The following is a 25732-nucleotide window of genomic DNA, read 5'->3' on the forward strand; positions in this document are numbered from 1 at the left end:
AGGGCACCCCATCCCTCAAACAGGCGCGATTTCGCGCCATTTCCCCCGATCAAGACAGAGCTCATGCTGTACTCCGCAACTATCAATGTCATGGTCAAGGCCGCGCGCCGCGCCGGCCGCAGCCTCAAGCGCGATCTCGGCGAGATCGAGCATCTCCAGGTTTCGCTGAAGGGCCCGGCGAATTTCGTCTCGCTCGCCGACAAGCGCGCCGAGGAGATCCTCTACCAGGACCTCGCCAAGGCCCGGCCCGGCTACGGCTTCATCGGCGAAGAGGGCGGCACCCGCGAAGGCAGCGACAAGAGCCACACCTGGATCGTCGATCCCTTGGACGGCACCACCAACTTCCTGCACGGCATCCCGCAATTCGCGATCTCGATCGGCCTCGCGCGCGAGGGCACCGTGATCGCGGGCGTAATCTACAACCCCGCCAATGACGAGCTCTACATCGCCGAGCGCGGTAAGGGCGCCTTCCTCAACGACCAGCGGCTGCGCGTGGCCGGCCGCCGCCAGCTCAACGAATGCGTGGTGGCCTGCGGCCTGCCCCATATCGGCCGCGGCGACCACGAGGAATTTCGCCGCGAGATGACGGCGATCCAGGACCGCGTCGCGGGCCTGCGCCGCTTCGGCGCCGCCTCGCTCGACCTCGCCTTCGTCGCCGCCGGCCGCCTCGACGGCTATTGGGAGCGGAATCTGTCGCCCTGGGACATCGCGGCCGGCCAGATCATGGTGAAGGAAGCCGGCGGCACAGTGAGCGACATCAACACGCCCGGCGATGCGCTGGCGACGGGGCACGTGGTGTGCGGCAACGAGTTCGTGCACGGAGAGTTGGTGAAGATTTTGCGGAAGGCGGCGTAAGGCAAAGGCTCGCGCTCCGCATGCCGCTGTCATCACCCGCCTTGTGCGCAATTGCGCACTGGAGCGGGTGATCCAGTATTCCAGAGACATCAGTTGGATACGGAGATGCCGCGGCGTACTGGATGCCCCGCCTGCGCGGGGCATGACAGTGTGCCCTACGGCTTCACCGGCGCCGGCGGCCCGTAGGCCTCGTCTTCCTTCGCCATCTTCGTCTCCCGATCCCCGCCCAGCACGCGCTGCACCGAGACGAAGAACACCGGCACCATCAAGAGCGCCAGGATCACCACCGCGATCATACCGCCCATCACAACACTGCCGAGCGCCTGCTGGCTGGCGCCGCCGGCGCCGTGGGCGATCGCCATCGGCAGCACGCCGCAGATGAAGGCAAGGCCGGTCATCAGGATCGGGCGGAAGCGCAGGCGGCAGGCCTCGATGGTGGCTTCCACCAGCGGCTTGCCTTCCTTGCGCAGATCTTTCGCGAACTCGATGATCAGGATCGCGTCCTTTGCCGCGAGGCCGATGATGGTGATCAGGCCGACGGTGAAATAGACGTCGTTGGGCAGGCCCCGCAGCATCGCCGCGCTCACTGCCCCGACGATGCCGAGCGGTACGGTCAGCAGCACCGCGAGCGGAATGGTCCAGCTTTCATAGAGTGCGGCAAGGCACAGGAACACCACGAACACCGACAGCGCCAGCAGGAATGGCGCCTGCGAGCCCGAGAGCTTCTCCTGGAGCGACTGCCCCGTCCATTCATAGCCGAAGCCGCGCGGCAATTTGCCGGCGAGCCGCTCCATCTCGGCGATCGCGTCGCCCGAGGTGAAGCCGGGTTTCGCTTCGCCGGAGATGCGCACCGCCGGATAGTAGTTGAAGCCGGCGATCTGGGTCGGCCCGCGCGCCCATTCCACCGTGGCAAAGGACGAGAACGGCACCAGCTGGCCGCGGCTGTTCTTGACGTTGTAGTTGAGGATGTCCTCGGTCCGCATGCGGTCGCGGCTATCTGCCTGCACCACGACGCGCTGCATGCGGCCGCGGTTCGGGAAGTCGTTGATGTAGTTCGAGCCGAGATTGGTCGAGATCGTGTTGTTGATGTCCTCGAAGGTGACGCCGAAGGCGCCGGCCTTCTCGCGGTCGATCACGAGATTGACCACGCCGGCCTCGGGCAGGCCTTCGATATAGACCTTCTGCAGCACCAGGCTCGCATTGGCCTCCGCGATCAGCTGATCGGCGGCGCGCATGAGCGCCGGATAGCCCTTCTGGCCGCGGTCCTGGAGGCGGAACGAGAAGCCCGAGGAATTGCCGAGATTGTCGATCGGCGGCGGCTGGAGGGCTGAGATCTTGGCATCGCGGATCGAGGACAGATCGCGGTTGATGTCGTTGACGATCGCCGCGGCCGAATCCTTCGGTCCGCGCTCGGACCAGTCCTTCAAGGTGATGAAGGCCTGCGCGGTGTTCATGCCCTGGCCGGAGAAGCTGAAGCCGGTGAGGAAAGTGACGTTGTCGACACCGGGCCGCTGCGCCAGGTATTTTTCCACCTTCTCGATCACCGCCTCGGTGCGGGCATAGGACGAATCCGACGGCGTCTGCACGTCGGTGGTGACGAAGCCCTGATCGTCGACGGGCAGGAAGCCGCCAGGCAGGTTGACGAAGGCCCAGGACAGGCCGACCAGCAACGCGACATAAACCAGCATCAGGCGGCCGGTGCGCTTCAGCGAGAAGCCGACGGTTCGGGAATAGCCCTCCTTGCCGCCTTCGAGCATGCGGTTGAACCAGCCGAACACGCCCTTCCCGGCGTGGCCGTGACCGGCCGCGACAGGCTTGAGCAGGGTCGCGCACAGCGCCGGCGTCAGCGACAGCGCCAGGAAGGCGGAGAAGCCGATCGCCGCGACCATGGTCACGGAGAACTGGCGGTAGATGATGCCGACCGAGCCCGGGAAGAACGCCATCGGCACGAACACCGCCATCAGCACCAAGGTGATACCGATGATGGCGCCGGTGATCTGCGACATCGCCTTGCGGGTCGCTTCCTTCGGCGGCAGGCCTTCCTCGGCCATGATGCGCTCGACGTTCTCGACCACGACGATGGCGTCGTCGACGAGGATGCCGACCGCGAGCACCATGCCGAACATCGAGAGCATGTTGATGGAGTAGCCGGCGAGCAGCAGCGTGGAACAGGCCCCCAACAGCGCCACCGGCACCACAATGGTCGGAATGATGGTGTAGCGGATGTTCTGGAGGAACAAGAACATCACCACGAACACCAGCACCACGGCCTCGACCAGCGTCGACAGCACCTTCTTAATCGAAGCCTCGACCACGGGCGTGATGTTGTAGGGGATCTCGTAGGTGATGTTGGCCGGGAAGAAGCGCGACAGCTCCTTCATCTTCTCTTCGACGGCACTCGCGGTCGCCAGCGCATTGCCGGTGGGCGACATCAGCACGGACAGACCGGCAGTCGGCTTGCCGTCGAGGCGCGTGTTGAACTGGTAGCTGAGTCCGCCGACCTCGATGCGCGCGACGTCGCGCAGGCGCACGGTCGAACCGTCGGCGTTGGCGCGCAGGATGATGGCACCGAACTCGTCCGGGGACGAGAGCTGGCCTTTGACCAGCACCAGCGAGGAGGTGCGTTGGCTCGACGTCGACGGCTCGGCGCCGATGCTGCCCGAGGCGACCTGCGCGTTCTGCGCGGCGATGGCCTTGTTGACGTCGTCGGCGGTCAGCCCATAGCCGACCAGCTTGGCCGGATCGACCCAGACGCGCAAGCTGCGCTCGGTCGAGTAGAGCGTGGCGCGGCCGACGCCGGGAATGCGGCGGATCTCGCCGAGCACGTTGCGGATCATGAAGTCGCCGAGGCCGACCTCATCGAGGCTGCCGTCGGTCGAGTTCAGTGTGATGATCTGAAGCACCGCGCTGGAGGCTTCCTCGATCAGGATGCCCTGCTGCATCACCGCGCGCGGCAGGCGCGCCTCGACGCGCTTGATGCGGTTCTGCACCTCGACCGAGGCGGCGCTGGTATCGGTGCCCGGCTGGAAGTTGGCGATGATCTCGACCTGGCCGAGCGAATCGCTGGTCGATTCGAAATTGAGGATGCCGGAGGCGCCGTTGAGCTCCTCCTCGATCAGCCGCGTGACGCTGTTGTAGAGGTTTTCCGGCGAGGCGCCGGGATAGCTGGTCGAGACCGAGATCGAGGGCGGCGCGATGATCGGATATTGCGCGATCGGCAGCAGCGGAACCGCAATCGCACCGATCAAGCAGATGAATAGCGCGACCACCCAGGCAAAGATCGGCCTGTCGATGAAGAAACTCGGCATGGCGCGTTACCGCGTGAGCTTCTGGGCGTGCCGGTTGTCCGCAGTCGCGTCCGCCTCCGACCATGATTGCGGTTTGACCTTGTCGCCGGCCGCGAATTTCTGGAAGCCTTCGACCACGACCTTGTCACCGGCCTTCAGGCCTTCGGTGATGAACCAGAATCCGTCCTGCACCGAACCGGTGCGCACGGCCTGCACCGCGATGTGGTTGTCGTCCTTGACGACGAAGACCTCGCTGCCGCCGCCGCCATTGCGCTGAATCGCCTGCTGCGGCACCGCGATCGCGTCGGCGTCCAGACCCTGGTCGATGCGGACGCGGACATACATGCCCGGCAGGAGCTCGCGCTTGGGATTGCGGAATTCGCCGCGCAGTGTCACCTGGCCGGTGTGGGCATCGACCTTGGCGTCGGAGAACAGCAGCTTGCCGTCGAGCGAATAGGTGGTGTTGTCATCGAGCACGAGTCGCACCTTGGCGGCGTCGGGCGCGATACGCTCGAGATCGCCGGTTTCGAAGGCGCGGCGGAGCTGGTTGAGCTCGGTCACCGATTGGGTGAAGTCGGCATAGATCGGATCGAGCTGCTGGATGCTGGCGAGATTGGTCTCGTTCTGCACAACGAGCGCGCCTTCGCTGACCAGCGCCGCACCGACGACACCGTCGATCGGCGCGCGCACGGTAGCGTAATCGAGATTGAGTTTTGCGCGCGCGAGGTCCGCCTTGCGTCCCTCGACCTCGGCCTGGGCCTGCCGCTCGGCGGCGATGGCCTTTTCGTTCTCGGCTTCCGGCGCGGCGCGATCCTTGGTGAGCGTGGCGATGCGGCGTGCCTGCTGGTGCGCCTGCATCGCAGCAGCTTCGGCCTTGGCGACCGCGGCCTCGTTGGCCAACACCTCGACCTCGAACGGGCGAGGATCGATGCGGTAGAGCGGATCGCCCGCCTTCACCTCGCTGCCCTGGCGGAACAGGCGCTCGACCACGATGCCGGAGACGCGCGGCCGCACGTCGGAGACGCGCGTCGGCGCGATACGGCCCGGCAGCTCCCGCACCACGGCGCGCGGCTGCGGCTTGATGACGACGATGCTGACGTCAGGGTCGGACGGCGGAGCGGCGGATACGGCGGAGCTGGACTCGTCGCAGCCCACCAGCAGCGGCGCTAAGGCCGCGAGCATCATTGCAACGCATGCCGATCGCGCACGAAGTCCAGACATGAAGTGAGTCGCCCCGATTTTGTTGTAACTGATCACGCTCCGCGCGGGCCCGTTCTGGGCTCTTTGCACGCGGCCGATGCCGCCAAAATAGAATGCGCCTGCTGCGATGCAACGCATGACGCGGGCGGCTCATTGTCACACGGCGTATCGTGTTGAATCTTGATGGTTTTTGTGGACTCACTTGATTGTGAGTCGGGCTCCATCGCCGCGTGCTGCGACGGAACATCGCAATCAGGCGGCGGCTTTCATCCGGTAATGGCTGACGCCCCATTCGGTTCCGTCGGCGTAGCCGAACAGCCCGGACGTCGCCAGCAGGAACCAGCGCCAGCGCCGCATCCAAAGTGCGGTCTCCTTGCCATAGGCCTTGCGCAATGAGGTCTCGATGGCGGCGCGATGCGCATCGAAATTGGCGAGCCAGTCGTTCGCGGTGTGCTGGTAATGCGTGCCGCTCCAGCACCATTCCTTCTCGATTGCGAAGATGTCGTCGAATTGCCTGACGAGGTGATGGCTCGGCATCATCCCGCCCGTGAAGGCGTGCTGCGCGATCCAGTCCTCGCGATTGGCCGGGTCGAACAGATGGGACCCGGAGCGATGGGAGACCACATGCATGAAGAAGCGCCCGTCGGGCGCGAGCCACGCGCGCAGGCGCGTCATCAGCTTGCGCCAGTTCATCATGTGCTCGAACGTCTCGACCGAAACGATGCGGTCGAACTGCCCCTCGGGCGCGAACACGTTCATGTCGGCGATGACGACCCGCAGGTTCAACAGCCCGCGCCGCCGCGCCTCCTCCTCGACATAAGCGCGCTGCGCCTGCGAGGCCGACACGGCCGTCACTTTCGCGTGCGGAAACTGCCGCGCGATCCACAGCGACAGCGAGCCCCAGCCGCAGCCGAGCTCGAGGATGGTCTGCCCGTCGGCAAGACCGGCATGCTCGACGGTCTGGCGCAGCGCCTCCTCCTCCGCCTCCTGCAAGTTGGTCGCATCGGTCTTGTAGAAACAGCACGAATATTTCCGGTTGGGGCCGAGCACCTGCGCGAAGAAGGAAGCGGGCACCTCGTCATGCCGGCCGCGGGCAGCATCCGCGTCCTCGATCGGCCGCAGCATCATCCGCCCGGCGAAGGCGGCATCGTCGGCCGCCCCCAGCTTGGACAGGCGTGTCGCCGTGCGCGAGCACAGGCGCTGGATCGCGGCACGCATCACCACGTCCGGCAACGGCACACGTTCGGCAGTCCCGATGATCGCGGAAACGACGCTCATGCGGCCCCCGAATGGCGAGCTCTTGCAGACACCGGCCTATCAAAGCGCGGCTTTCGGTCCAAGTTCCCCAGGCTGTCCCCGAAATCGGCGCATCCGGCGCTTTTTTTGGGCCGGCGCTGTGCCATAGTGCGCCCGCAAGCAAGCTTCGTAATGGATGATACCGGCATGCGGTCTGGCACTTCCCGCTCCACCATGGATATCGAGTACACCAAACTGTCCTCGCCCAGCGTCTTCCTGGTGCGGATGCTGGTCTTCCTGGTGCTGTGTGCGCTGGTGGGCGTGGTGCTCTACAAGCAGATCATCCAGGCCTTCTTCGCCAATCCCGGCCTCAACGCCCTGATCGGGGCGGTGCTGTTCATCGGCATCGTGCTGGCCTTCCGCCAGGTCATCCGGCTCTACCCTGAGGTGTCCTGGGTCAATAATTTCCGCATCGCCGATCCCGGCCTGGCGCCAGCCCGGCACCCGAAGCTGCTGGCGCCGATGGCGGCGATTCTCGGCGGCGAGCGCTCGGGGCGGATGTCGATCACCCAGACCACGATGCGGCATCTGCTCGATTCGATTGCGACCCGCCTGGACGAGGCCCGCGACATCTCCCGCTACATGACCGGCCTGCTCGTCTTCCTCGGCCTGCTCGGCACCTTCTGGGGCCTGATCGAGACGGTCGGCTCGGTCGGCAAGGTGATCGACGGGCTCAAGGTCGGCAGTGATTCCGGCGCCCTGTTCGACACGCTGAAAGAGGGGCTGGCCGCCCCGCTCGGCGGCATGGGCATCTCGTTCTCGAGCTCGCTGTTCGGCCTCGCCGGCTCGCTGATCCTCGGCTTTCTCGATTTGCAATCGAGCCAGGCACAGAACCGCTTCTACACCGACCTCGAAGACTGGCTCGCCACCACCGTGCGCGAATATGGCAGCGGCGAAGTGGCGGTCGCTTCCGGCGGCGGTGGCGTGGCCAGCGGCGAGCTCCAGGCCGCGGTCGAACGGCTGCGCTCCGTGCTCGAGGAAGGCAGCTCGAACCGCGGCACCACCGCGGCGATGGCGAGCCTCGCCGAAGCCATCCAGGCGCTGGTCTCGCACATGCGCACCGAGCAGCAGATGATCCGCGAATGGGCCGACGGCCAGGGCGAACAGAACCGCGAGATCCGGCGCCTGTTGGAGCGCATTGCGCGCCAGCCCGAGAAGAGTTGAGAACAGGACGAAAGATCTCGTGCCCCGGACGCGATGCAGCACGAAGTGATGCGTCGCTGATCCGGGGTCCATTCGACGAGTGATTCTGGGTCCCGGCTCTGCGCAGCAGCGTTTTACGCTGCAGCGCGTCCGGGACACGAATGAAACGGAGACGATCATGGCTCTTGCCCGCGGCCGCCGCAATGAAGGCGCCTTCAACTACTGGCCCGGCTTCGTCGACGCGCTGTCGACGCTGGTGTTGTCGATCGTGTTCCTGCTGTCGGTGTTTTTGGTCGTGCAGTTCTTCCTGTCGCAGGAGGTGACCGGCAAGGACAAGGCGCTGGAACAGCTCAACGCCAAGATCGCGCAGCTCAACGAGCTCTTGTCGCTGGAGAAGCTCGGCAAGCTCTCGCTCGACGACCAGGTGTCGCAACTGCGGGCCGGCCTTGCCTCGGCCGAATCCGAACGCGACCGCATGAAGGGCCTGTATGAAGGTCTCGCCAATGCCGGGAGCGACGCGCAAGGCAAGACCGCCGAGCTCGGCAAGGCGCTGGACTCCGAGAAAGCGGTCTCGGCGCGGGCACTGGCGCAGATCGAGGTGCTGAACCAGCAGATCAGCGCGCTGCGCCGGCAATTGGCGGCGCTGGAAGAGGCGCTGGATGCCTCCGAGAAGCGCGACAAGGAATCGCAGAACCGGATCGCCGATCTCGGCTCGCGCCTAAACGTGGCGCTGGCGCAGCGCGTGCAGGAATTGTCGCGCTACCGCTCGGAGTTCTTCGGCCGCCTGCGCGCCATCCTCGGCAACCGCCCCGACATCCGCATCGTCGGCGACCGCTTCGTGTTCCAGTCCGAAGTGTTCTTCGACACCGGACAGGCGACCTTGCTGCCCGAGGGTCGCGCCGAGCTCGACACCTTGGCGACCGCGCTGATCGACCTCGACAAGAAGATCCCGAGCGAGATTCCCTGGGTGCTGCGCGTCGACGGCCATACCGACGTGCGCCCGGTCAACGGCCCGAACTTCAAGTCGAACTGGGACCTCTCCGCCGCCCGCTCCATCTCGGTGGTGCAATACCTGATCTCGCTCGGCGTGCCCGCCCAGCGCCTCGTCGCCGCCGGTTTTGGTGAATTCCAGCCGCTCGATACCGGCAACACGGAAGAGGCCTACAAGCGCAACCGCCGCATCGAGCTGAAGCTGACGGAGCGGTAGTGAGCGCCCTCCACCTCCGCCCCTACCGACCCGAGGACGAGGCCGCCACCATCGACCTCTGGCATCGCACGTGGCAGCAGGCCTATCCGCAGATCGACTTCGCCGCCCGCCTCGATTGGTGGCGCGAACGGTGGCGCAAGGACCTGGTGCCGAAGGCGTCCATCGTGGTCGCGGAAGCGGACGGCGCGCTCACCGGCTTCGTGACCATCGACGGTGACGGCTATCTCGACCAGCTCGTGGTCGATCCCGCCCATTGGGGCTCGGACGCAGCAAGGCTGCTGGTGGATGAGGCCAAGCGGCTGTCACCCTCAGGTGTCACGCTGCTCGTCAACAAGGACAACGCCCGCGCCATCCGCTTCTACGAGCGCAACGGCTTTGCCCATGCCGGCGACGATGTGAACCCGACCTCGGGGCGGCCAGTGCTGAAGATGGCATGGCGGGCGTGAGGCCTGTCACGTCGGGATCCCGCGACGTCTGTTAGTCGTTGTAGCCAGAGCAGCGACGACAAGCGGATGGAGACGATCGATGAAGCTGCGCGATCTGGCCAAGGGTTCCTCGGTCTTTCTGGGCGTCATCGTCGCCGGATATCTATCGACGACCTATGTCGACCAGCGCTTTGCGACGCAACTCGATACGAGCGGCCCTGCAGCATCGGCCTGCGTCGGCGAGGACGGCAGCTGGAAGAACTGGCCGTGGCCGAATGTGCCGACGCTCTCGCCGAAGTGCCGGTGATGTCCGCTGGGACGCTCTCCCAGTTGTGGTGCGCAGCTCCCTCCCCACGTCATTGCGAGGAGCTCTTGCGACGAAGCAATCCAGAGTCTCTCCGCGGAGACATTCTGGATTGCTTCGCTTCGCTCGCAATGACGAGATTGTAGGACGCGCTCGCAACACTCTCACGAACGCCTCCGCCTCACGCCCCCTCAAACTGCAACCGCGCCAGCCGCGCATAGAGGCCGTTCGCGGCGACCAGCTCGGCATGCGTGCCCTGTTCGACGATCCTGCCCTGGTCCATCACCAGGATGCGGTCGCAGGACAGCACGGTGGCGAGGCGATGCGCGATCACCAGCGTGGTGCGGTGGCGCATCAGCTCTTCCAGCGCGGTCTGCACCAGCGTCTCGCTTTCGGCATCGAGCGCGGAGGTGGCTTCATCGAGCAGCAGCAGCGGCGCATCGCGCAGGATGGCGCGAGCGATGGCGATGCGCTGGCGCTGGCCGCCAGAGAGCGTCACGCCGCGCTCGCCGAGCGCCGTCTCGAAACCTTCGGGCAGGCGGCGGATGAACTCGGCGGCATGCGCGAGCTCGGCGGCGCGCTCGACCTCGGCATCGGTGGCATCGGGACGACCGAACCGGATGTTCTCGCGAGCGGATGCCGCGAACACTACGGATTCCTGCGGCACCAGCGCGATGCGAGCGCGGACATCGCGCGGGTCGGCGGACCTGACCGGCACGCCGTCGAGCGCGATCGCGCCGCTGCGCGGATCGTAGAAGCGCAGCAGCAGATGAAAGATCGTGCTCTTGCCGGCGCCGGAGGGGCCGACGATGGCGACCTTCTCGCCGGGGCGCACGGTGAACGACACCGCGTCAAGCACCTTGACGTCGGGCCGCGCCGGATAGGCGAAGCTGACCCGATCGAACCCGACCTCGCCGCGCGCCGGCACCGGCAGTGCGCGCGGCGACGCAGGCGCGGTGATCTCGGGACTGACATGCAAGATCTCGAACAGGCGCTCGGCCGCGCCCGAGGCCGCCGATACCTCGCCCCAGACCTCGCTGAGCTGGCCGAGGCCCGCCGCGGCGAACACCGCATAGAGCACGAACTGACCGAGCCGGCCCGGCGTGATCGCACCGGTGAGCACGTCATGCGAGCCGATCCAGAGGATCGCGACCACGCTTGCGAATACGATGAAGATGATGATGGCGGTGAGCACGGCGCGGGCCTGGGTCGAGGTGCGCGCCGCCTCATAGGCCTGCTCGACATTGCCACCGAAGCGCTTTTCGGCGAACTGCTCGCTGGTATAGGCCTGCACGGTGCGGATCGCGCCGACCAGCTCGCCCGCATAGGCGGAGGCGTCGGCGAGCGTGTCCTGCGCATTGCGCGACAGCCGCCGCACCCAGCGCCCGAACGCGACCAGCGGCAGCACGATCAAGGGTATCGCCAGCAGCACGAAGCCCGACAATTTCGGGCTGGTGATCACCATCATCGCGGCGGCGCCGAGGAACATCATGAGATTGCGCAGCGCGATCGATACCGAGGCGCCGACGGCGGATTTGATCTGGGTGGTGTCGGCGGTGAGGCGCGAGATCAGCTCGCCGCTGCGCGCGGAGTCGAAGAAGGTCGGCGAGAGCGACAACAGATGGCCGAAGACATCGCGCCTGAGGTCGGCGACGATGCGCTCGCCGATCGTCATCACGAGGTAGTAGCGCGCGGCGCTCGCCAGCGCCAGCACGGCGACCACCGCGAGCATCACGGAGAAGTAGCTGTTGATCAGCTCGATGCCCTCGGGCGTCAGGCCGAAATCGATCATCCGGCGCACCGCGACCGGCACCAGCAGCGTGGTCAGTGCCGCGATCGTCAGCGCGACGAAGGCCAGTGCGGCGCGGCCGCGATAGCGGCTCACATAAGGCGCGAGCGCGAGCAGCGGCCGGAGTTTGGCGCGGCCCTTGGCGGGCTGCTCGATCAGATCGGCCTCGATCGACGGGGTATCGGCGGAATTCACTTGGGAATTCATTTCGGGCTGAACATACTGTTCATCAAGCCGTTCCACTGCGCTCATGAGATCCGACCCATTGCATTCGTTTGCTCCCAATAGGCTGGTGCAACGGTAGTGGCAAATCCGGGATGTCCCTTAGGGGCAAGCCCGGTTCACCAGCCGGCATATGGCTTGTTTTGCGGGGGTTCGTGAGGTATAGAGCCGGCCAAATCCGTCATTCGCTAGCCACCCAAGAGGCGCCCGGGCGCCGAGGAATTGCCATGAAAGCCGAAATTCACCCGAACTATCATACGATTAAGGTCGTCATGACCGACGGAACCGAGTACCTGACCCGCTCGACCTGGGGCAAGGAAGGCGACACGCTGAACCTCGACATCGACCCGAAATCGCACCCGGCCTGGACCGGCGGCAACGCCCAGATCATGGACCGCGGCGGCCGCGTCTCGCGCTTCCAGAAGAAGTTTTCGGGCTTCCTCAAAAAGGATTGATCCGGCCGCAAGGCTGCGACGAAAAACGCCCCTGGGAGACCAGGGGCGTTTTTGTTTTGGGGCCGTCATTGCGAGGAGCTCTTGCGACGAAGCAATCCAGACTGTCTCCGCGGAGGGATTCTGGATTGCTTCGCTTCGCTCGCAATGACGCGGGCGGAGACTCTACCGCTCGAACGCGGCCTTCAGCGCGTTCAGGTGCGGCACCAGCGGGTTGCCGATCGGGACGTGCTCGGCCGGCGGGGTGTGGATGGTGGTGTCGAGACGGCGCACGCGGGTCTGGAGGCTCATCGAGCGGTGGATCAGATCCTGGAGCTGCGAGGGCAGCTTCTCGATGGTGTCGGCGGGGCCGGGATCGGCGGCGGAGAGCTTGACCTTGGTCTTCTCGCGATTGGCCTGGCTCAGTGTCATCTCGCCTTCCTTCACCGCGCGGTGCAGCAGCAGCCACGAGGCGAGCTGCATCAGGCGCGTGGTGAGACGCATGCTTTCGGTCGCATAAGTCAGGCTGACGGCACGGTCGAGTGCCTTGGCCTCCGTGCGGCCGGCGCCGTCGAGATAGGCGGCGGTTTCCTCGACGAGGTCCATGCCCTCGCGGAACAGGACGCTGAACGCCGCAGAATTGGTGAACCGCTCGCTGAGTTGAACGAGAGCGCCGTCGGCCTGCAAACGTTCCATGGTTAACGCCCCTTACGCAACTGTCTGACTCTCCGGCTTGGCGCCGGCTTATGATGAACAAATCATTGCGCGCTGGGAGCGCGGAGTCCAGCGACAAGCGCGGATATGGTTTCCGCGGGTCATTGCCAGGAATTCAACCGGAAGGAGACGCAAAAAAGCGGGAGTGGACGCAAAAAAAGAGCCGCCGGAGACCGGCGGCTTTGAAAGTTGATAACAGGGAGGCGTCAAACAGAGTGGACAGGAGCCACTCGGTGTCCAAACGAGGACGGTTCCAGTCATAAACCCGAAAGCTTAATCGACCGTAAACGAGCTAAATTTTTGAGAGTTCGTTAGCCATCTCGGCCAGTGGCCGAGTGTGCGGGGGAACAAATTCTCCACCTCGTCCAGGCGAAGGCCGGGACCCATAACCACAGGGAGTGGTTGTCGCGCGAGCTGGTAACTCCGAGTCTCCGCCAAACTGCTTGCACGGAGTATGGGTCCCGGCCTTCGCCGGGACGACCGCTGTTGGTGTGGCGGCAACTACGACTTGAAAAAACTGTTCGCCGCATCGCGCGAGGCGCGCTTCTTGGTGGCGGCTTCTTCCAGTCTTGCGATCTCGGTTTTCAGAACCGTCACGCGCTCGGTCAGCTCCTCCACCGACAACAGTGAGAGATCCTGTCCGATTTCATGGCTGATCTTCTTGCGCGGGCGGTCGTCGTCTTCCGTCGGCATCGTCGTTCCTCCTGCGTTCGCGCGATCTACCAGGCCGAGGTTGCCAGCGTGGAGCGCGCTGGCTAAGCAATGGCCTCATTCCATTCCGCACCTTTGCTCAAGGACACATCATGGACAAGCTGCCCGCGCAAATGACCGTGGTCGCCATCTCCCGGCACGGCGGACCGGAGGTGCTGGTGCCGGAACAACGCACCGTGCCGCAGCCCGGGCCCGACGAGATCCTGGTCAAGGTCGAGGCCGCCGGCGTCAACCGGCCGGACGTCGCGCAGCGCTCCGGCGCCTATCCGCCGCCGCCCGGCGCCAGCGACCTGCCGGGCCTGGAGATTGCCGGCGAAGTGGTGGCCGTGGGCAGCAATGCCAAGCGGCACAAGATCGGCGACAAGGTGATGTCGCTCGTCGCCGGCGGCGGCTATGCGCAGTACTGCATCGCCCAGGACGCCCAGGCCATGAGCGTGCCGCCGGCGCTGTCGATCAAGGAAGCCGGCGCGCTGCCGGAAACCCTGATGACGGTCTGGCACAACGTGTTCGAGCGCGGCGGTCTCAAGGCGGGCGAGACGCTGCTGATCCATGGCGGCTCCTCAGGCATCGGCACCATGGCGATCCAGCTTGCCAAAGCGTTCGGCGCGAAGGTGTTCGTCACGGTGGGATCGCAGGACAAGATCGATGCCTGCCTCAAGCTGGGTGCCGACCGCGCCATCAACTACAAGACGGAAGACTTCGTCTCCGTGGTCAAGGAAGAGACCAACAAGGTCGGCGTCAACCTGATCCTCGACATGGTCGCCGGCGACTATGTCGATCGCAACTATGATGCCGCCGCGGTCGACGGCCGCATCGTCCAGATCGCGACGCTCAACGGCCCCAAGGTCAACGTCAACATTGCCAAGGTGATGGTGAAGCGCCTGACCCATACCGGCTCGACGCTGCGCCCCCGTAGTAATGCGGACAAGGCGGCGATGGTGGCCGCGATTGAGGCGAAAGTGATGCCGCTTTTGCGTGAAGGCCGCATCAAGCCGCTGATGGATAGCACTTTCCCGCTGGAAAAGGCAGCCGACGCCCACCGGCGCATGGAGACCAGCGCACATATTGGCAAAATTGTGTTGGAGGTGTAGGCCGCCGGCCCACAGGGACAGGGCGGAAACCCTTTGATTTTCCTCGCTTTCGTGGCATCTATCGCGACGCACCGAACCCGTTCCGTCCGGTCTGAAATCGCCTTGCACTCGAAGTTTGCGTCGAACGCGGAGAACTGACCTTGCGTCTGCTCAGGTGCCTCGCGCCCATCGCGCTGGGCCTCATGATGCTCGTTGCCGCGTCCCCTGCACGCGCGCTCGACGCTGTCAGCGTTCGCAGTGACGCGCCCGCGATCGACCTCACCGGCGTGCTCGAGCATCAGCGCAGCGATGCCGACCGCATCCAGGTCTCGACCGCGCCCGGCACCGACGGCATCGTCCGCCGCATCGAGGTGCGCGCCCGCGAAGGTGGCCAGAACTGGGTGGTGTTCGCGCTCGCCAACAACACCGACGACCAGCTCGACCGCCTGATCGTCGCCCCGCATTACCGCATCGTCTCGTCAGGGCTGCTGTGGCCCGACCTCGGCCTGTCGCGTATCGCCACCATCACGCCTTCGATCGGCGACCGGCCCGAACGTCAGGAAAGCGCAACCGCGGACGTGTTCCGCATCACGCTCGATCCCGGCGCCGTCGTCACCTTCGTCGCGGAGCTGCGCACCGACAAGCTGCCGCAGCTCTATCTGTGGGAGCCGGAAGCCTACAAGGACAAGGTCAACTCCTTCACGCTCTATCAGGGCATCGTGATCGGCATCTCCGGCTTGCTCGCACTGGTGCTGACCATCCTGTTCGTGGTGAAGGGCAGCATCATGTTCCCGGCCGCCGCGGCGCTGGCCTGGGCGGTGCTGGTCTATATCGGCGTCGATTTCGGCTTCTGGGGCAAGGTGCTCGACATGTCGAACAACGCCGAGCGCATCTGGCGCGCGGCGGGTGAAGCGATCCTGGCGGCGACGCTATTGGTATTCCTGTTTGCGTATCTGAACCTCAGCCGCTGGCATGTGCGCTATTCGCACATCACGGTCGGCTGGCTGGCCTTCCTTGGCTCGCTCGTCGCGCTCGCGCTGTTCGATCCCGCAGTGGCCTCCGGCATCGCGCGCATCTCGCTGGTGCTGATCGCCTTCGCCGGCTTTGCGCTGATCGTCTATCTCTCCACCCACGGCTTCGACCGCGCGGTGCTGCTGATCCCGACCTGGTTCCTGCTGGTGGTGTGGGTGGTCGCGGCCGGCATGACGGTCGCCGGCTCCGTCACCAACGACATCGTCGGCCCGGCCCTGCTCGGCGGCCTCGTGCTGATCGTGATGCTGATCGGCTTCACGGTGATGCAGCACGCCTTCGCCGGCGGCGGCGCCTCGACGGGCGTCGTCTCCGACATCGAGCGCCGCGCACTGGCGCTGGCCGGCTCCGGCGATCTGATCTGGGACTGGGACGTGTCCGCCGACAAGGTCTTCACCAGCCCCGAGACCGAGGCCTTGCTCGGCCTCAAGCGCGGCACGCTGGAAGGCCCGGCCGCGTCCTGGCTCGAAGTGCTGCATCCGCTCGACCAGGACCGTTTCCGCGCCGCGCTCGACAGCGTGCTCGACCAGCGCCGCGGCCGCCTGGTGCAGGATTTCCGCCTGCGCACCCCGGACGGCCACTTCATGTGGTTCGCGCTGAAGGCGCGCCCGGTGGTCGGCTCCGACGGCGAGGTCTCGCGCGTGGTCGGCACCCTCACCGACGTCACCGAGCTGCGCAACGCGGAAGAACGTCTGCTGCACGATTCCGTGCATGACAACCTCACCGGCCTGCCCAACCGCAAACTGTTCATGGACCGGCTGGGGGCGGTGGCGCACTTCGCCAAGACCATGCCGACGCTGCGGCCGACGCTGATGGTGATCGACCTCGACCGCTTCAAGCAGGTCAACGATTCCGTCGGCATCGCGGTCGGCGATTCCATCCTGCTGACGCTGGCGCGCCGCCTCACCCGCATCCTGAAGCCGCAGGACACGCTGGCCCGGCTCGCCGGTGACCAGTTCGGCCTGATCCTGCTGTCGGAGCAGGACCCTGCCCGCATCACCGCCTTCGCCGAGACCATCCGCAAGACCATCCGCGCGCCGATCGCGTTCAACGACCGCGAGATATTCCTCACGGCTTCGATCGGCCTCGCTTTGTCTGATCCGCAGACCCAACTGACGGACGAGATCATCAAGGACGCCGAGCTTGCGATGTATCACTCCAAGCGCATCGGCGGCGACCGCATCGACGTCTACAAGCCGGCGATGCGTGCGCGGAAGACCGACCGGCTGACGCTGGAGAGCGAATTGCGCCGCGCCATCGAGCGGAAGGAGATCACGATCCTGTACCAGCCGATCGTGCGGCTGGAGGATCGTTCGATCGCGGGCTTCGAGGCCTTGGCGCGCTGGGACCATCCGAAGCTCGGGCGCATGGCGCCGTCGGAATTCATCACCATCGCAGAAGAGACTGGGCTGATCGTCGACCTCGGCATGTTCGTGCTCGACCAGACCGCAAAGCAGCTCGCGGTGTGGCAGCGCGCGATGCGCTCGCGCGAGCCGATCTTCGCCTCCGTCAACGTGTCGTCGCGGCAATTGCTGCGCCACGATCTGATCCACGACATCCGCACCGTGCTCTCACGCTCCTCGGTGGCGCGCGGCACGCTCAAGCTGGAACTGACGGAATCGCTGGTGATGGAGAATCCGGAGCACGCAGCGCAAATGCTGACGCGGATCCGCGAGCTCGGCACCGGGCTCTCGCTCGACGATTTCGGCACCGGCCATTCCTCGCTGGCCTATCTGCAGCGCTTCCCGTTCGACACCATCAAGATCGACCAGTCGTTCGTGCGCACCACCAGCCGCGGCACCCGCCCGGTGATTCTGAAATCGATCATCGCGCTCGCGCACGATCTCGGCATGGACGTGGTGGCCGAGGGCGCCGAGACCGATTCCGACGCGGTCGAGCTCTACCAGATGGGCTGCGAATACGCCCAAGGCTTCGCCTTCGGCGAGCCGATGGACGCGGATGCCGCGATGCGGCTGCTGACGGAAGTGCGGCTGGAAGCGGCGAGCTAGGCTCTCTTACCCTCTCCTGGAGGGGGAGGGTCGATCGCGCGGAGCGCGAGCGGGGTGGGGTGATCTCTCCACTCGGGCACTGCATCGGTGGAGAGACCGTCACCCCACCCCGACTCACATTTCGCTGCGCTCAATGTGAGCCGACCCTCCCCCTCCAGGGGAGGGTGGCAGCGTGCCGCCGCACTATCGCCGCCGGTCGCTCTTCTGCTTCCTGAACCGCACGCTCTGGCCGTCGGGCATGCGCGTCGCCACGAACCCGGCGGCGAGGCAGGCTTCGCGTTGCGGCATCTGGATGTCGGGGCTGCGCAGGCTGTCCCACCAGGAGGCGCGATGCGCCGCGCGCGGCAGGGCCGCGCCAATGATCTCCTCGATCTGCTCGAAGCTCAGCACCAACTCGTCCTGCTTCTGCCGCATCAGATAGTCGCGCAACGCGTCGTAGTCGTTCACAATCGTCCTCTCGTCCCGCTCGCATGAGGCTGCCCAAAACCGTGCGCCGCATAAACCGATTCTTAACTCATTGCGGCAGCGCCGTCCCGCCTTAAACACTACTCAAGCTTTCGGGCGCATCCACTAGGATCGGGAGCGAGCGATGCTGTCTGGATGGCGCGAAGTCACGGCCCGCCGGCCGTGGCGGATTTCGGCGAAGCTGCTGATCATCTCGTCCGTGGTGACGGTGATCGGCTTCTCCGCCATTTGCGTCAACGTGATGCTGGACATGCGCCGCGGCGAGGAGGCGCTCGCCCGCCAGACGCTGGAGAATTTGGCGACGACCATCGAGTCCGACGTCAACCGCAACATCGAGATCTACGACCTGTCACTGAAGGCGGTCGCCAGCAGCATGTTGCTGCCGGAGCTCGCAACGGTGTCGAAGCCGATCCGTCAACTGATCCTGTTCGACCATGCGATAACCGCCAAGCATTTCGGCGCCATCCAGGTGTTCGATACCGAGGGCCGGCTGACCATCGACGCCTCCACGCTCGATCCGCTGCCGGAGGTCAGGAGCGAGGAGGACTATTTCAGGGTTCATCGCGACAATCCCGACATCGGGCTCTTCATCAGCCGTCCGATGCTGTTTCGCGGCGCCTATTCCATCGTGCTGAGCCGGCGCATCAGCGATACCGACGGCGGCTTCATGGGCGTCGTCGCCGGCTCGATCCGGTTCAGCTATTTCCACGAATTGTTCGAGCGGCTGAACCTCGACCGCGACGACACCATCACCGTGCTGAAGCGCGACCGCACCATCATGATGCGGCGGCCGTTCGATCTCGAAATCATCGGCAGGAATTTGAACGAGCGCCAGAACTGGAAGGCCGACAATCTCAAGGCCGGCGGATCCTACGCCGGCCAGGGTCCGGTGGACCCGACCCCGCGTCTCTACGTGCGCAGCACCGGCACGGGTCCGATGTTCGTGGTGGCAGGCAAGCCGCTGACCGCCGTGTTCGAGCTTTGGCAGAAGGAAGCCTATCGCATCGGCGCCGTGGTGCTGGCGCTGATCCTGTTCATGCTGGCCTCGACGCTGGTGCTCGCGCGCGAGATCGGCCGGCGCGCCGAGGCCGAGGGCAAGCTCGAGGAGATGGCGACGACGGACGCGCTCACCGGCCTGAAGAACCGTCGCAAGTTCGATTCCGTCATCGACGTCGAATGGCGCCGCGCCATGCGCCAGAAGACGCCGGTCGCGCTGTTGATGATCGATGCCGATCACTTCAAGGCCTACAACGACACGTTCGGCCATCAGGCTGGCGACCAGGTGCTGGTCGGCATCGCCATCTGCATCTCCGACTCGGTGAGCCGCGCCGGCGACTGCGCCGCGCGCTATGGTGGCGAGGAATTCGCCGTGCTGCTGCCGAACATTTCGGTCACCGACGCCTTCAAGGTCGCCGAGACGATCCGCCTCAAGGTGCAGGGCTGGTCCGACGATCAGGTGAGCACGACGGTCTCCTGCGGCATCGCCAGCCTGGTCCCCACCGCCGGCATGGACCCGTCGATCCTGGTCGCCGCCGCCGACAAGGCGCTCTATGCCGCGAAAGCTGGCGGGCGCAATCAGTCGGTGGTCGCGAGCCTGCCGCAGCTGTCGCTGGTGGCGTGAGGCGACTGTCATCGGCGGCGAGTAGCGTGCCTAATTCTCGTGTCGTCCTGGCCTAGTGCGCAATTGCGCACGAGGGGCCAGGACCCATTACCCCAAGAAGGAGTCGTGGCGCGAGCTGATCACCACGCGTCTTCGCCAAACGCCGTCTTGGGGTAATGGGTCCTGGATCGGCGCTGCGCTTGTCCAGGACGACGCGGAGCAGCTACTGCCCCAGATACTTTTTCATCTCGGCGATCAGCCCATCGCGCAGCTCCGGGCGCTTCATGCCGTAGGCGATGTTGGCGCGGAGGAAGCCGGGCTTGGAGCCGCAATCGTGGCGTTCGCCCTCGAACTCGACGCCGTAGAATTTTTGCGACCTGGCGAGGCCGATCATGGCGTCGGTGAGCTGGATCTCACCGCCGGCGCCACGCTCCTGGGTTTCCAGGATCTTGAAGATCTCCGGCTGGAGGATGTAGCGGCCGGTGATCGAGAGGTTGGAGGGCGCGGTGCCCTTGGCCGGCTTCTCGACCATGCCGTCGACCTCGAACATCTTGCCGGTGCGTTTACCGACGCCGCAGATGCCGTATTGATGGGTGAGATGGTCGGGCACCGCCTCGACCGCGACCAAATTGGATTTCTCGCCGAGCGAAGCCGCCATCTCGATCATCTGCTTCAGGCAGCCGGGCGTGTTGAGCACGAGCTCGTCGGGCAGCACGACCGCGAACGGCTCGTTGCCGACGATGTCGCGCGCGCACCAGACCGCATGGCCGAGGCCGAGCGGCGCTTGCTGGCGGGTGAAGCTGACGGCGCCGGCATCGGGCTGGTTCTGCGCCAGGATCTCCTGCTCGCCCTTCTTGCCGCGCGCAGCCAGCGTCGCGTCGAGCTCGAACATCCGGTCGAAATGATCCTCGATGACATTCTTGTTGCGGCCGGTGACGAAGATGAAGTGCTCGATGCCGGCCTCCCTCGCCTCGTCATAGACGTATTGGATCAGCGGCTTGTCGACGATGGTCAGCATTTCCTTCGGCATCGCCTTGGTGGCGGGCAGGACGCGGGTGCCGAGGCCGGCGACGGGGAATACGGCTTTGCGAATTTTCATGGGATCGATCGAATACCTGAGGACGTGAACGGAGCAATGGCATCTTGCTAGCCTGTTTGCAGCCGCCAACAAAGGCGGATGTGGGGCCTCGCCCTGACAGAGTTAAGAAAAACGCCGTCACCAAAATTTCACCTTTGTTAAGCTATTGGCAACGCCTACCAGGCCTCCTGATGGCGGAATTTCAGGCCGACGGGTGAGAGATGATGCAATCAGTGGCACGACTGGCAGGACGGGTTGGCTCCGTGACCGCCGCGACGATGATTGCGGCGGCCTTGCTGCTGCCGGCTTGCGCGCACGCGCAAGCGCAGAACGGCCTCTCCAATCTGTTCGGCGGCATCTTCTCCGGCCCCAGTCCCGCCCCCTCGCAAGCCCCGCCCGGCAATGGCGGTGCGCAACCTTGGAGCGGCGAAGACGGCGCCTCCGGCCATCCGCTGATGACGGCGGCCGCGATCCGCGAGGCCGCCGGCAATTTCAACAATTGCGTCGCCGCGATGTGGCCCGATGCCGCACGGCGCGGCATCACGCAGGAGAATTTCCAGCGCTTCACCGCAGGTCTCAGCCCCGATTTGCGCATCATGGACCTCATGGATTCGCAGCCGGAGTTCACCAAATCGATCTGGGACTATCTCGACATCCTCGTGAACGACAACCGCCTCGCCAGGGGCCGCGAGATCCTCGCCACATACAAGGCGCAGTTCGACGCCACCGAAAAGGCCACCGGCGTCGACCGCTACATCATCGCCTCGATCTGGGGCATCGAGTCCAACTACTCGACGCAGATGGGCGACCGCAGCGTGCTGCAATCGACCGCGACGCTCGCCTGCATCGGACGTCGCCAGGCCTATTTCAAGGACGAATTCCTCTCCGCGCTGGAGATCCTCAACCGCGGCGATCTCAGGCCTGAGCAGATGCGCGGCTCCTGGGCCGGCGCCTTCGGCCCGACCCAGTTCATGCCGACCGCATTCAAACGATTTGCCGTCGATGGCGATGGCGATGGCCGGCGCGACGTCGTCGACAATCCGACCGACCTGATCGCCTCGACCGCCAACAATCTGAAGAAGGACGGCTGGCAGGCCGGCCAGACCTGGGGCTTTGAAGTCGTTTTGCCTGAGGGATTCAACTACATGCTGGCCGATCGCGCCAAGGCGATGACGATCGCGCAGTGGGAGAAGCTCGAACTCAAGCGCCCGAACAACCAGTCCTTCCCGCATCCGGCGGAGAAGGCCTATCTGCTCGCGCCGGCCGGCGCGCAGGGACCGGGCTTCCTGATGCTGCAGAATTACCGCGTCATCATGAAGTACAACCCGGCCGAGGCCTATGCGCTGGCGATCGGCCATTTCGCCGATCGCCTGCGCGGGGGGCAGCCTTTCGTGCAGCCCTGGCCGCGCCAGGAGCGGGAGCTGTCGCGCACCGAGCGGCTGGAACTGCAGCAGCTGCTGGCCCAGCGCGGCTTTTACAAGGGCACCCCGGATGGCCAGTTCGGCGGCCAGACCCGGGAGGCCCTGCGCAACTTCCAGGCCTCGATCGGGGTGCCCGCCGACGGATTTGCGTCGTCCGACGTGCTGGACCGGCTGCGCGGGCGGTAAATCGCGCCGAAAGTAACCCTGAACAGGGATTTTGGCAGGCAGCCTTGACCTGGGTGACTGTTCCCCGGTGTATGGCGGAAGAATCTGCGAGAGAATCTGCCCGTTTGGCGCCTGATTCCGTTATTATATCCAAGCCACTTCCAATCCTGTTGCGCGTGTCCGAGATCGCATGTCGAAGAAGTCCCTGTTCAAGGCGCTGACCGAGACCGGCCCGCTGATCGCGCTGGGGACGGCGCTTGCGATCCTGGTGTCGGTCGCGGGCCCGGCCTCGGCGCAGTTCTTCAACTTCCCCGGCTTCGGCGGCCCGCCGCAGCGCGCGGCCCCGCCGCCACCACGGGGCGGCGGTGGAGGTGGCTGGTTCGGCGGCGACTTCTTCGCACCATTCCAGCAGCAACAGCCGCAGGCGCCGCGCCAGGATTTCTCGCGCGCGCCGGCGCCGGCCAAGCGCGACACCATCCCCGACAAGAACGTGCTGGTGATCGGCGACGCCATGGCCGACTGGCTCGCCTATGGTCTCGAGGACGCCTACACCGAGCAGCCCGACATGGGCGTGATCCGAAAGCACAAGACCACCTCGGGCCTGATCAAGTACCAGCCGAAGGGTGAGCCGTCGGATTGGGCGGCTGCGGCGAAAGGCATCCTCGAAACCGAAAAGCCCGAAATCATCGTCGTCATGCTCGGCCTCAACGACCGCAGCGCGATCCGCGAGCCTGCGGCCGACAAGTCGGACAAGGCTTCTGACAAGGACAAGAAGAACGACAAGGGCGCGCGCGGCAAGCCAGCGGGCAAGCCCGGCGACGCCAAGCCCGACACCGCCGCCAAGCCTGAGGACAAACCCGCAGCGGATCCTGACCTGCCGCAGGATGATGCCGACAACGCCGATACGCCGGCGGCCGCCGCGCCGGAGAAGACGGCGCGCAACCCGAACGGTCTCTACGAATTCCGCGACGAGCGCTGGATCGAGCTCTACGGCAAGAAGATCGAAGAGCTGGCCAACGTCCTCAAGGCCAAGGGCGTTCCGGTGCTCTGGGTCGGCCTACCCGCCATCCGCGGGCAGAAGGGCACGGCGGACATGCTGTTCCTGGATTCCCTCTACCGTGAAGGCGCAGCCAAGGCCGGCATCACCTATGTTGATGTCTGGGACGGTTTTGTCGATGAAGCCGGCCGCTTCCTTCAGAAGGGTCCTGACTTCGAGGGCCAGATTCGCCAGCTCCGCAGCTCTGATGGCGTCTATTTCACAAAACCCGGCGCGCGCAAGCTCGCGCACTATGTCGAGCGCGAGATCACGCGCCTGCTTGCGGGCCGCTCCGGCCCGATCGCGCTGCCGAGCGAGCCGGCGACGCCCGACACCAGCGCCGAGCCCGGCAAGCCCGCGCCGCGGCCGCTGGCCGGCCCGATCGTGCCGCTGGTTGCGGCCTCGATCTCGACCGATCAATTGCTGGGCGGGCCGGGCTCGCGTCCCGCCGCCGTCGATGCGCTCGCTGCGAAGACGATGGTGAAAGGCGAGCCGCTGACGGCTCCGGCCGGCCGTGCCGATGATTATGCCTGGCCGCGCCGCGAAGTCGGCCGCGAGCAGGCCAAGGGCGATACGCCGATGGCGGCGACAACGCCTGACGGCAGCGTTGCTGCTCACGGCTCACCGGGAACGGCCGCCGCGGTCGCGCCGCCAAAACTCGCGCCGAAGAAGCCGCAGCTCCCGCCGCAGCAGCCGGCACAGGCAGCGCCGTCATTCCGGGATTTCTTCGGCTTCGGTTCGCCGCAGCCACCGCGTCAACTCGCGCCGCCCCCGGGCCCTCGCAATCCGAATATGAACCCCGCGATCCCGCGGCCGCCGGTTAATGTCGGGCGATCGGCCGAAATGTTCCGGTAATTTTTCTCTTTTGATTTGAGATGTCATTCCGGAGCGCGTAGCGCGCGCCCCGGAATGATTGGCTTGGCTGTTAGCCGTAATAGCGCCAGCGCGGCGGCGGGCGGCGCGCGGGGCGCGACATCAGAAGCGCGAGCGCGAAGCCGATGCCGCCGGCAATCAGCAGCGCGCCGAGCGGGTTGTCATGCACCTTCCGCGCAATCGCCTGCGAGCCGTCGCGGAACGTATCGCCGCTCGCCTCATAGGCATCCTTGGCGTAGCTGGTGGCCGTGTCCGCGGCTTCGCGCGCTGCGTCCTTCGCCTGGCCGTATAGATTCTGCACTGTCCCCGCGGCTTCCCGTGCCTTGCCTGAGGCCTGCGTTTTTGCGTCTCCCGCCATCTCGCCCACGGTGCCTTCCACGCCGCCCGCCATTTCCTTGGCTGATCCAATGATCCGATCCGCGTCCATGATAATCCTCCTCGGTGATCAGCCGAAGTAACCGATCAGAAGCAGCGCAGTTCCTTGCGCTTAGGAAAGTGTAGAACGCGTAGCCCGGGTGAGCGCAGCGATACCCGGGAACGCGCAAGCAAAGTCCCGGATGTCGCTTCGCTCATCCAGGCTACAAGATAAGGCCGCCATCGACGACCAACGTCTGGCCGACGATGTAGGACGACAGCGGCGAAGCCAGGAACAGCGCCGCGCCCGCCATGTCGGCCGGCGTGCCCAATCGCCGCAGCGGAATGCGCGCCAGCGCGCCTTCGAGCCGCTTGGGATTGTCGGTGGTCACCTTCGTCATCTTGGTGTCGACGAGCCCGGGCGCGATGCCGTTGACGCGGATGCCGTCCTCGGCCCAGGCCTCGCCCAGCGTGCGCGTCAATCCGACCGCGCCGGTCTTCGAGGCGTTGTAGGCGGGATTGCCCATGGTGGAATGATAGGCGGCGGTCGAGGACACCATGATCAGTGAGCCCTTCGCATCCCGCAGCATGGAATGAAACCGCGTCGCGCACGCCATCAGGCTCATCAGATTGACCTCGACGACCTTGCGAAAACCCGCCATCTCGAATTCGCCGCGGCGATAGATCACTGCGCCCTGCGCGAGCACCAGGATGTCGAGCCGTTCGAAGGGCGGCTTGAACGCTTCGATCGCACCGGCATCGCTGACGTCGAGCTGCGCGTAGGCGAGACCCGTGAGATCGGAGCCTTCCTCGGTGGAATAGTCCGCAGGCCGAGCACGCGTGCCGCAAACCGCGACATGCGCACCCCTGGCGCGAAAGGCCTGCGCGATGCCGTTGCCGATGCCGCTGGAACCGCCGACCACCAGCACCTGCTTGCCTGAGAAATCGAGCTCGTTCATTGCGGCCTCCCTCTTGTTTTGCTTGTTTGACCTGTCTGCGGATCGATGCCAGCCTTGTCAATCATAACAAATACAAGCTGGGCGCGAGG

21 protein-coding genes are annotated in these 25732 nt (G+C 65.5%); 11 read left to right on the forward strand and 10 right to left on the reverse strand.

All coding sequences use genetic code 11. The features are described from left to right. Positions 1 to 63: 63 nt before the first annotated feature. Positions 64 to 855 carry an inositol monophosphatase family protein gene (locus ACR9YP_RS00360; protein ID WP_474218788.1) on the forward strand — a complete coding sequence of 264 codons (792 nt, stop codon included), beginning with the start codon at positions 64 to 66 and terminating at the stop codon, positions 853 to 855. Positions 856 to 1010: 155 nt separating this feature from the next. Here the strand turns inward: ACR9YP_RS00360 and ACR9YP_RS00365 are convergent, their stop codons facing one another. From ACR9YP_RS00365 to ACR9YP_RS00375, 3 genes are all read right to left on the reverse strand, one after another. Continuing rightward, positions 1011 to 4163, reverse strand: a complete 3153-nt coding sequence (locus ACR9YP_RS00365) for a multidrug efflux RND transporter permease subunit (RefSeq protein ID WP_474218789.1) — start codon at positions 4161 to 4163, stop codon at positions 1011 to 1013. Between the two features lie 6 nt (positions 4164 to 4169). Continuing rightward, complete coding sequence (locus tag ACR9YP_RS00370; RefSeq protein WP_128936579.1) at positions 4170 to 5363, reverse strand: efflux RND transporter periplasmic adaptor subunit; 1194 nt, start codon at positions 5361 to 5363, stop codon at positions 4170 to 4172. Between the two features lie 231 nt (positions 5364 to 5594). Beyond that, positions 5595 to 6620: an SAM-dependent methyltransferase gene (locus tag ACR9YP_RS00375; RefSeq protein WP_474218790.1), complete on the reverse strand. Its 1026-nt coding sequence runs from the start codon at positions 6618 to 6620 to the stop codon at positions 5595 to 5597. 165 nt (positions 6621 to 6785) lie between these two features. Here ACR9YP_RS00375 and ACR9YP_RS00380 point away from each other — a divergent pair, with 165 nt between their 5' ends. From ACR9YP_RS00380 to ACR9YP_RS00395, 4 genes are all read left to right on the forward strand, one after another. Continuing rightward, the gene (locus ACR9YP_RS00380) at positions 6786 to 7802 is read left to right on the forward strand and encodes a flagellar motor protein MotA (RefSeq protein ID WP_091882061.1); all 1017 of its coding nucleotides are present in this window, start codon (positions 6786 to 6788) and stop codon (positions 7800 to 7802) included. 157 nt (positions 7803 to 7959) lie between these two features. Then, positions 7960 to 8988, forward strand: coding sequence for a peptidoglycan -binding protein (locus tag ACR9YP_RS00385; protein WP_438104681.1), 1029 nt, complete (start codon positions 7960 to 7962; stop codon positions 8986 to 8988). Then, on the forward strand, positions 8988 to 9434 hold the full coding sequence (locus ACR9YP_RS00390; protein ID WP_438104679.1) for a GNAT family N-acetyltransferase: 447 nt from the start codon (positions 8988 to 8990) through the stop codon (positions 9432 to 9434). The genes ACR9YP_RS00385 and ACR9YP_RS00390 overlap by 1 nt, the downstream gene beginning before the upstream one ends. A gap of 79 nt (positions 9435 to 9513) precedes the next feature. Next, on the forward strand, positions 9514 to 9720 hold the full coding sequence (locus ACR9YP_RS00395) for a hypothetical protein (protein ID WP_474218791.1): 207 nt from the start codon (positions 9514 to 9516) through the stop codon (positions 9718 to 9720). A gap of 178 nt (positions 9721 to 9898) precedes the next feature. Here the strand turns inward: ACR9YP_RS00395 and ACR9YP_RS00400 are convergent, their stop codons facing one another. Further along, positions 9899 to 11758, reverse strand: coding sequence for an ABC transporter ATP-binding protein/permease (locus ACR9YP_RS00400; RefSeq protein ID WP_474218792.1), 1860 nt, complete (start codon positions 11756 to 11758; stop codon positions 9899 to 9901). 197 nt (positions 11759 to 11955) lie between these two features. Here ACR9YP_RS00400 and rpmE point away from each other — a divergent pair, with 197 nt between their 5' ends. Beyond that, positions 11956 to 12183 (forward strand): 50S ribosomal protein L31, encoded by a 228-nt coding sequence (gene rpmE, locus ACR9YP_RS00405; RefSeq protein WP_025034016.1) that lies wholly within the window; start codon positions 11956 to 11958, stop codon positions 12181 to 12183. A gap of 162 nt (positions 12184 to 12345) precedes the next feature. On the opposite strand, the gene rcdA is transcribed toward rpmE, so the two are convergent. Next, entirely contained in the window at positions 12346 to 12855 is a 510-nt protein-coding gene (rcdA, locus tag ACR9YP_RS00410) for a protease adaptor protein RcdA (protein ID WP_091881399.1), read from the reverse strand. Positions 12856 to 13374: 519 nt separating this feature from the next. Next, entirely contained in the window at positions 13375 to 13566 is a 192-nt protein-coding gene (locus ACR9YP_RS00415) for a DUF1192 domain-containing protein (RefSeq protein WP_474218793.1), read from the reverse strand. A gap of 110 nt (positions 13567 to 13676) precedes the next feature. Here ACR9YP_RS00415 and ACR9YP_RS00420 point away from each other — a divergent pair, with 110 nt between their 5' ends. Further along, positions 13677 to 14675, forward strand: a complete 999-nt coding sequence (locus ACR9YP_RS00420; protein ID WP_474218794.1) for an NAD(P)H-quinone oxidoreductase — start codon at positions 13677 to 13679, stop codon at positions 14673 to 14675. Positions 14676 to 14815: 140 nt separating this feature from the next. Continuing rightward, complete coding sequence (locus ACR9YP_RS00425; protein WP_176945377.1) at positions 14816 to 17692, forward strand: EAL domain-containing protein; 2877 nt, start codon at positions 14816 to 14818, stop codon at positions 17690 to 17692. A gap of 183 nt (positions 17693 to 17875) precedes the next feature. Here the strand turns inward: ACR9YP_RS00425 and ACR9YP_RS00430 are convergent, their stop codons facing one another. After that, on the reverse strand, positions 17876 to 18139 hold the full coding sequence (locus tag ACR9YP_RS00430; RefSeq protein WP_474218795.1) for a DUF7662 domain-containing protein: 264 nt from the start codon (positions 18137 to 18139) through the stop codon (positions 17876 to 17878). 142 nt (positions 18140 to 18281) lie between these two features. Between ACR9YP_RS00430 and ACR9YP_RS00435 the strand changes: the two genes are divergently transcribed. After that, positions 18282 to 19778 carry a sensor domain-containing diguanylate cyclase gene (locus ACR9YP_RS00435; protein WP_474218796.1) on the forward strand — a complete coding sequence of 499 codons (1497 nt, stop codon included), beginning with the start codon at positions 18282 to 18284 and terminating at the stop codon, positions 19776 to 19778. A 202-nt stretch (positions 19779 to 19980) separates the two neighbouring features. On the opposite strand, the gene ACR9YP_RS00440 is transcribed toward ACR9YP_RS00435, so the two are convergent. After that, positions 19981 to 20856, reverse strand: coding sequence for a UTP--glucose-1-phosphate uridylyltransferase (locus tag ACR9YP_RS00440; RefSeq protein ID WP_128936592.1), 876 nt, complete (start codon positions 20854 to 20856; stop codon positions 19981 to 19983). Between the two features lie 200 nt (positions 20857 to 21056). Between ACR9YP_RS00440 and ACR9YP_RS00445 the strand changes: the two genes are divergently transcribed. Together ACR9YP_RS00445 and ACR9YP_RS00450 are read left to right on the forward strand one after the other, a co-directional pair. After that, positions 21057 to 22442 carry a lytic murein transglycosylase gene (locus tag ACR9YP_RS00445; protein ID WP_474218797.1) on the forward strand — a complete coding sequence of 462 codons (1386 nt, stop codon included), beginning with the start codon at positions 21057 to 21059 and terminating at the stop codon, positions 22440 to 22442. Between the two features lie 169 nt (positions 22443 to 22611). Then, positions 22612 to 24312 (forward strand): SGNH/GDSL hydrolase family protein, encoded by a 1701-nt coding sequence (locus ACR9YP_RS00450; RefSeq protein ID WP_438104669.1) that lies wholly within the window; start codon positions 22612 to 22614, stop codon positions 24310 to 24312. Positions 24313 to 24382: 70 nt separating this feature from the next. On the opposite strand, the gene ACR9YP_RS00455 is transcribed toward ACR9YP_RS00450, so the two are convergent. Continuing rightward, complete coding sequence (locus ACR9YP_RS00455; RefSeq protein WP_091881369.1) at positions 24383 to 24757, reverse strand: CsbD family protein; 375 nt, start codon at positions 24755 to 24757, stop codon at positions 24383 to 24385. Between the two features lie 151 nt (positions 24758 to 24908). Then, positions 24909 to 25643, reverse strand: a complete 735-nt coding sequence (locus ACR9YP_RS00460; protein ID WP_474218798.1) for an SDR family NAD(P)-dependent oxidoreductase — start codon at positions 25641 to 25643, stop codon at positions 24909 to 24911. Positions 25644 to 25732 lie beyond the last annotated feature (89 nt).

The organism is Bradyrhizobium sp. BR14999, assembly GCF_056106085.1.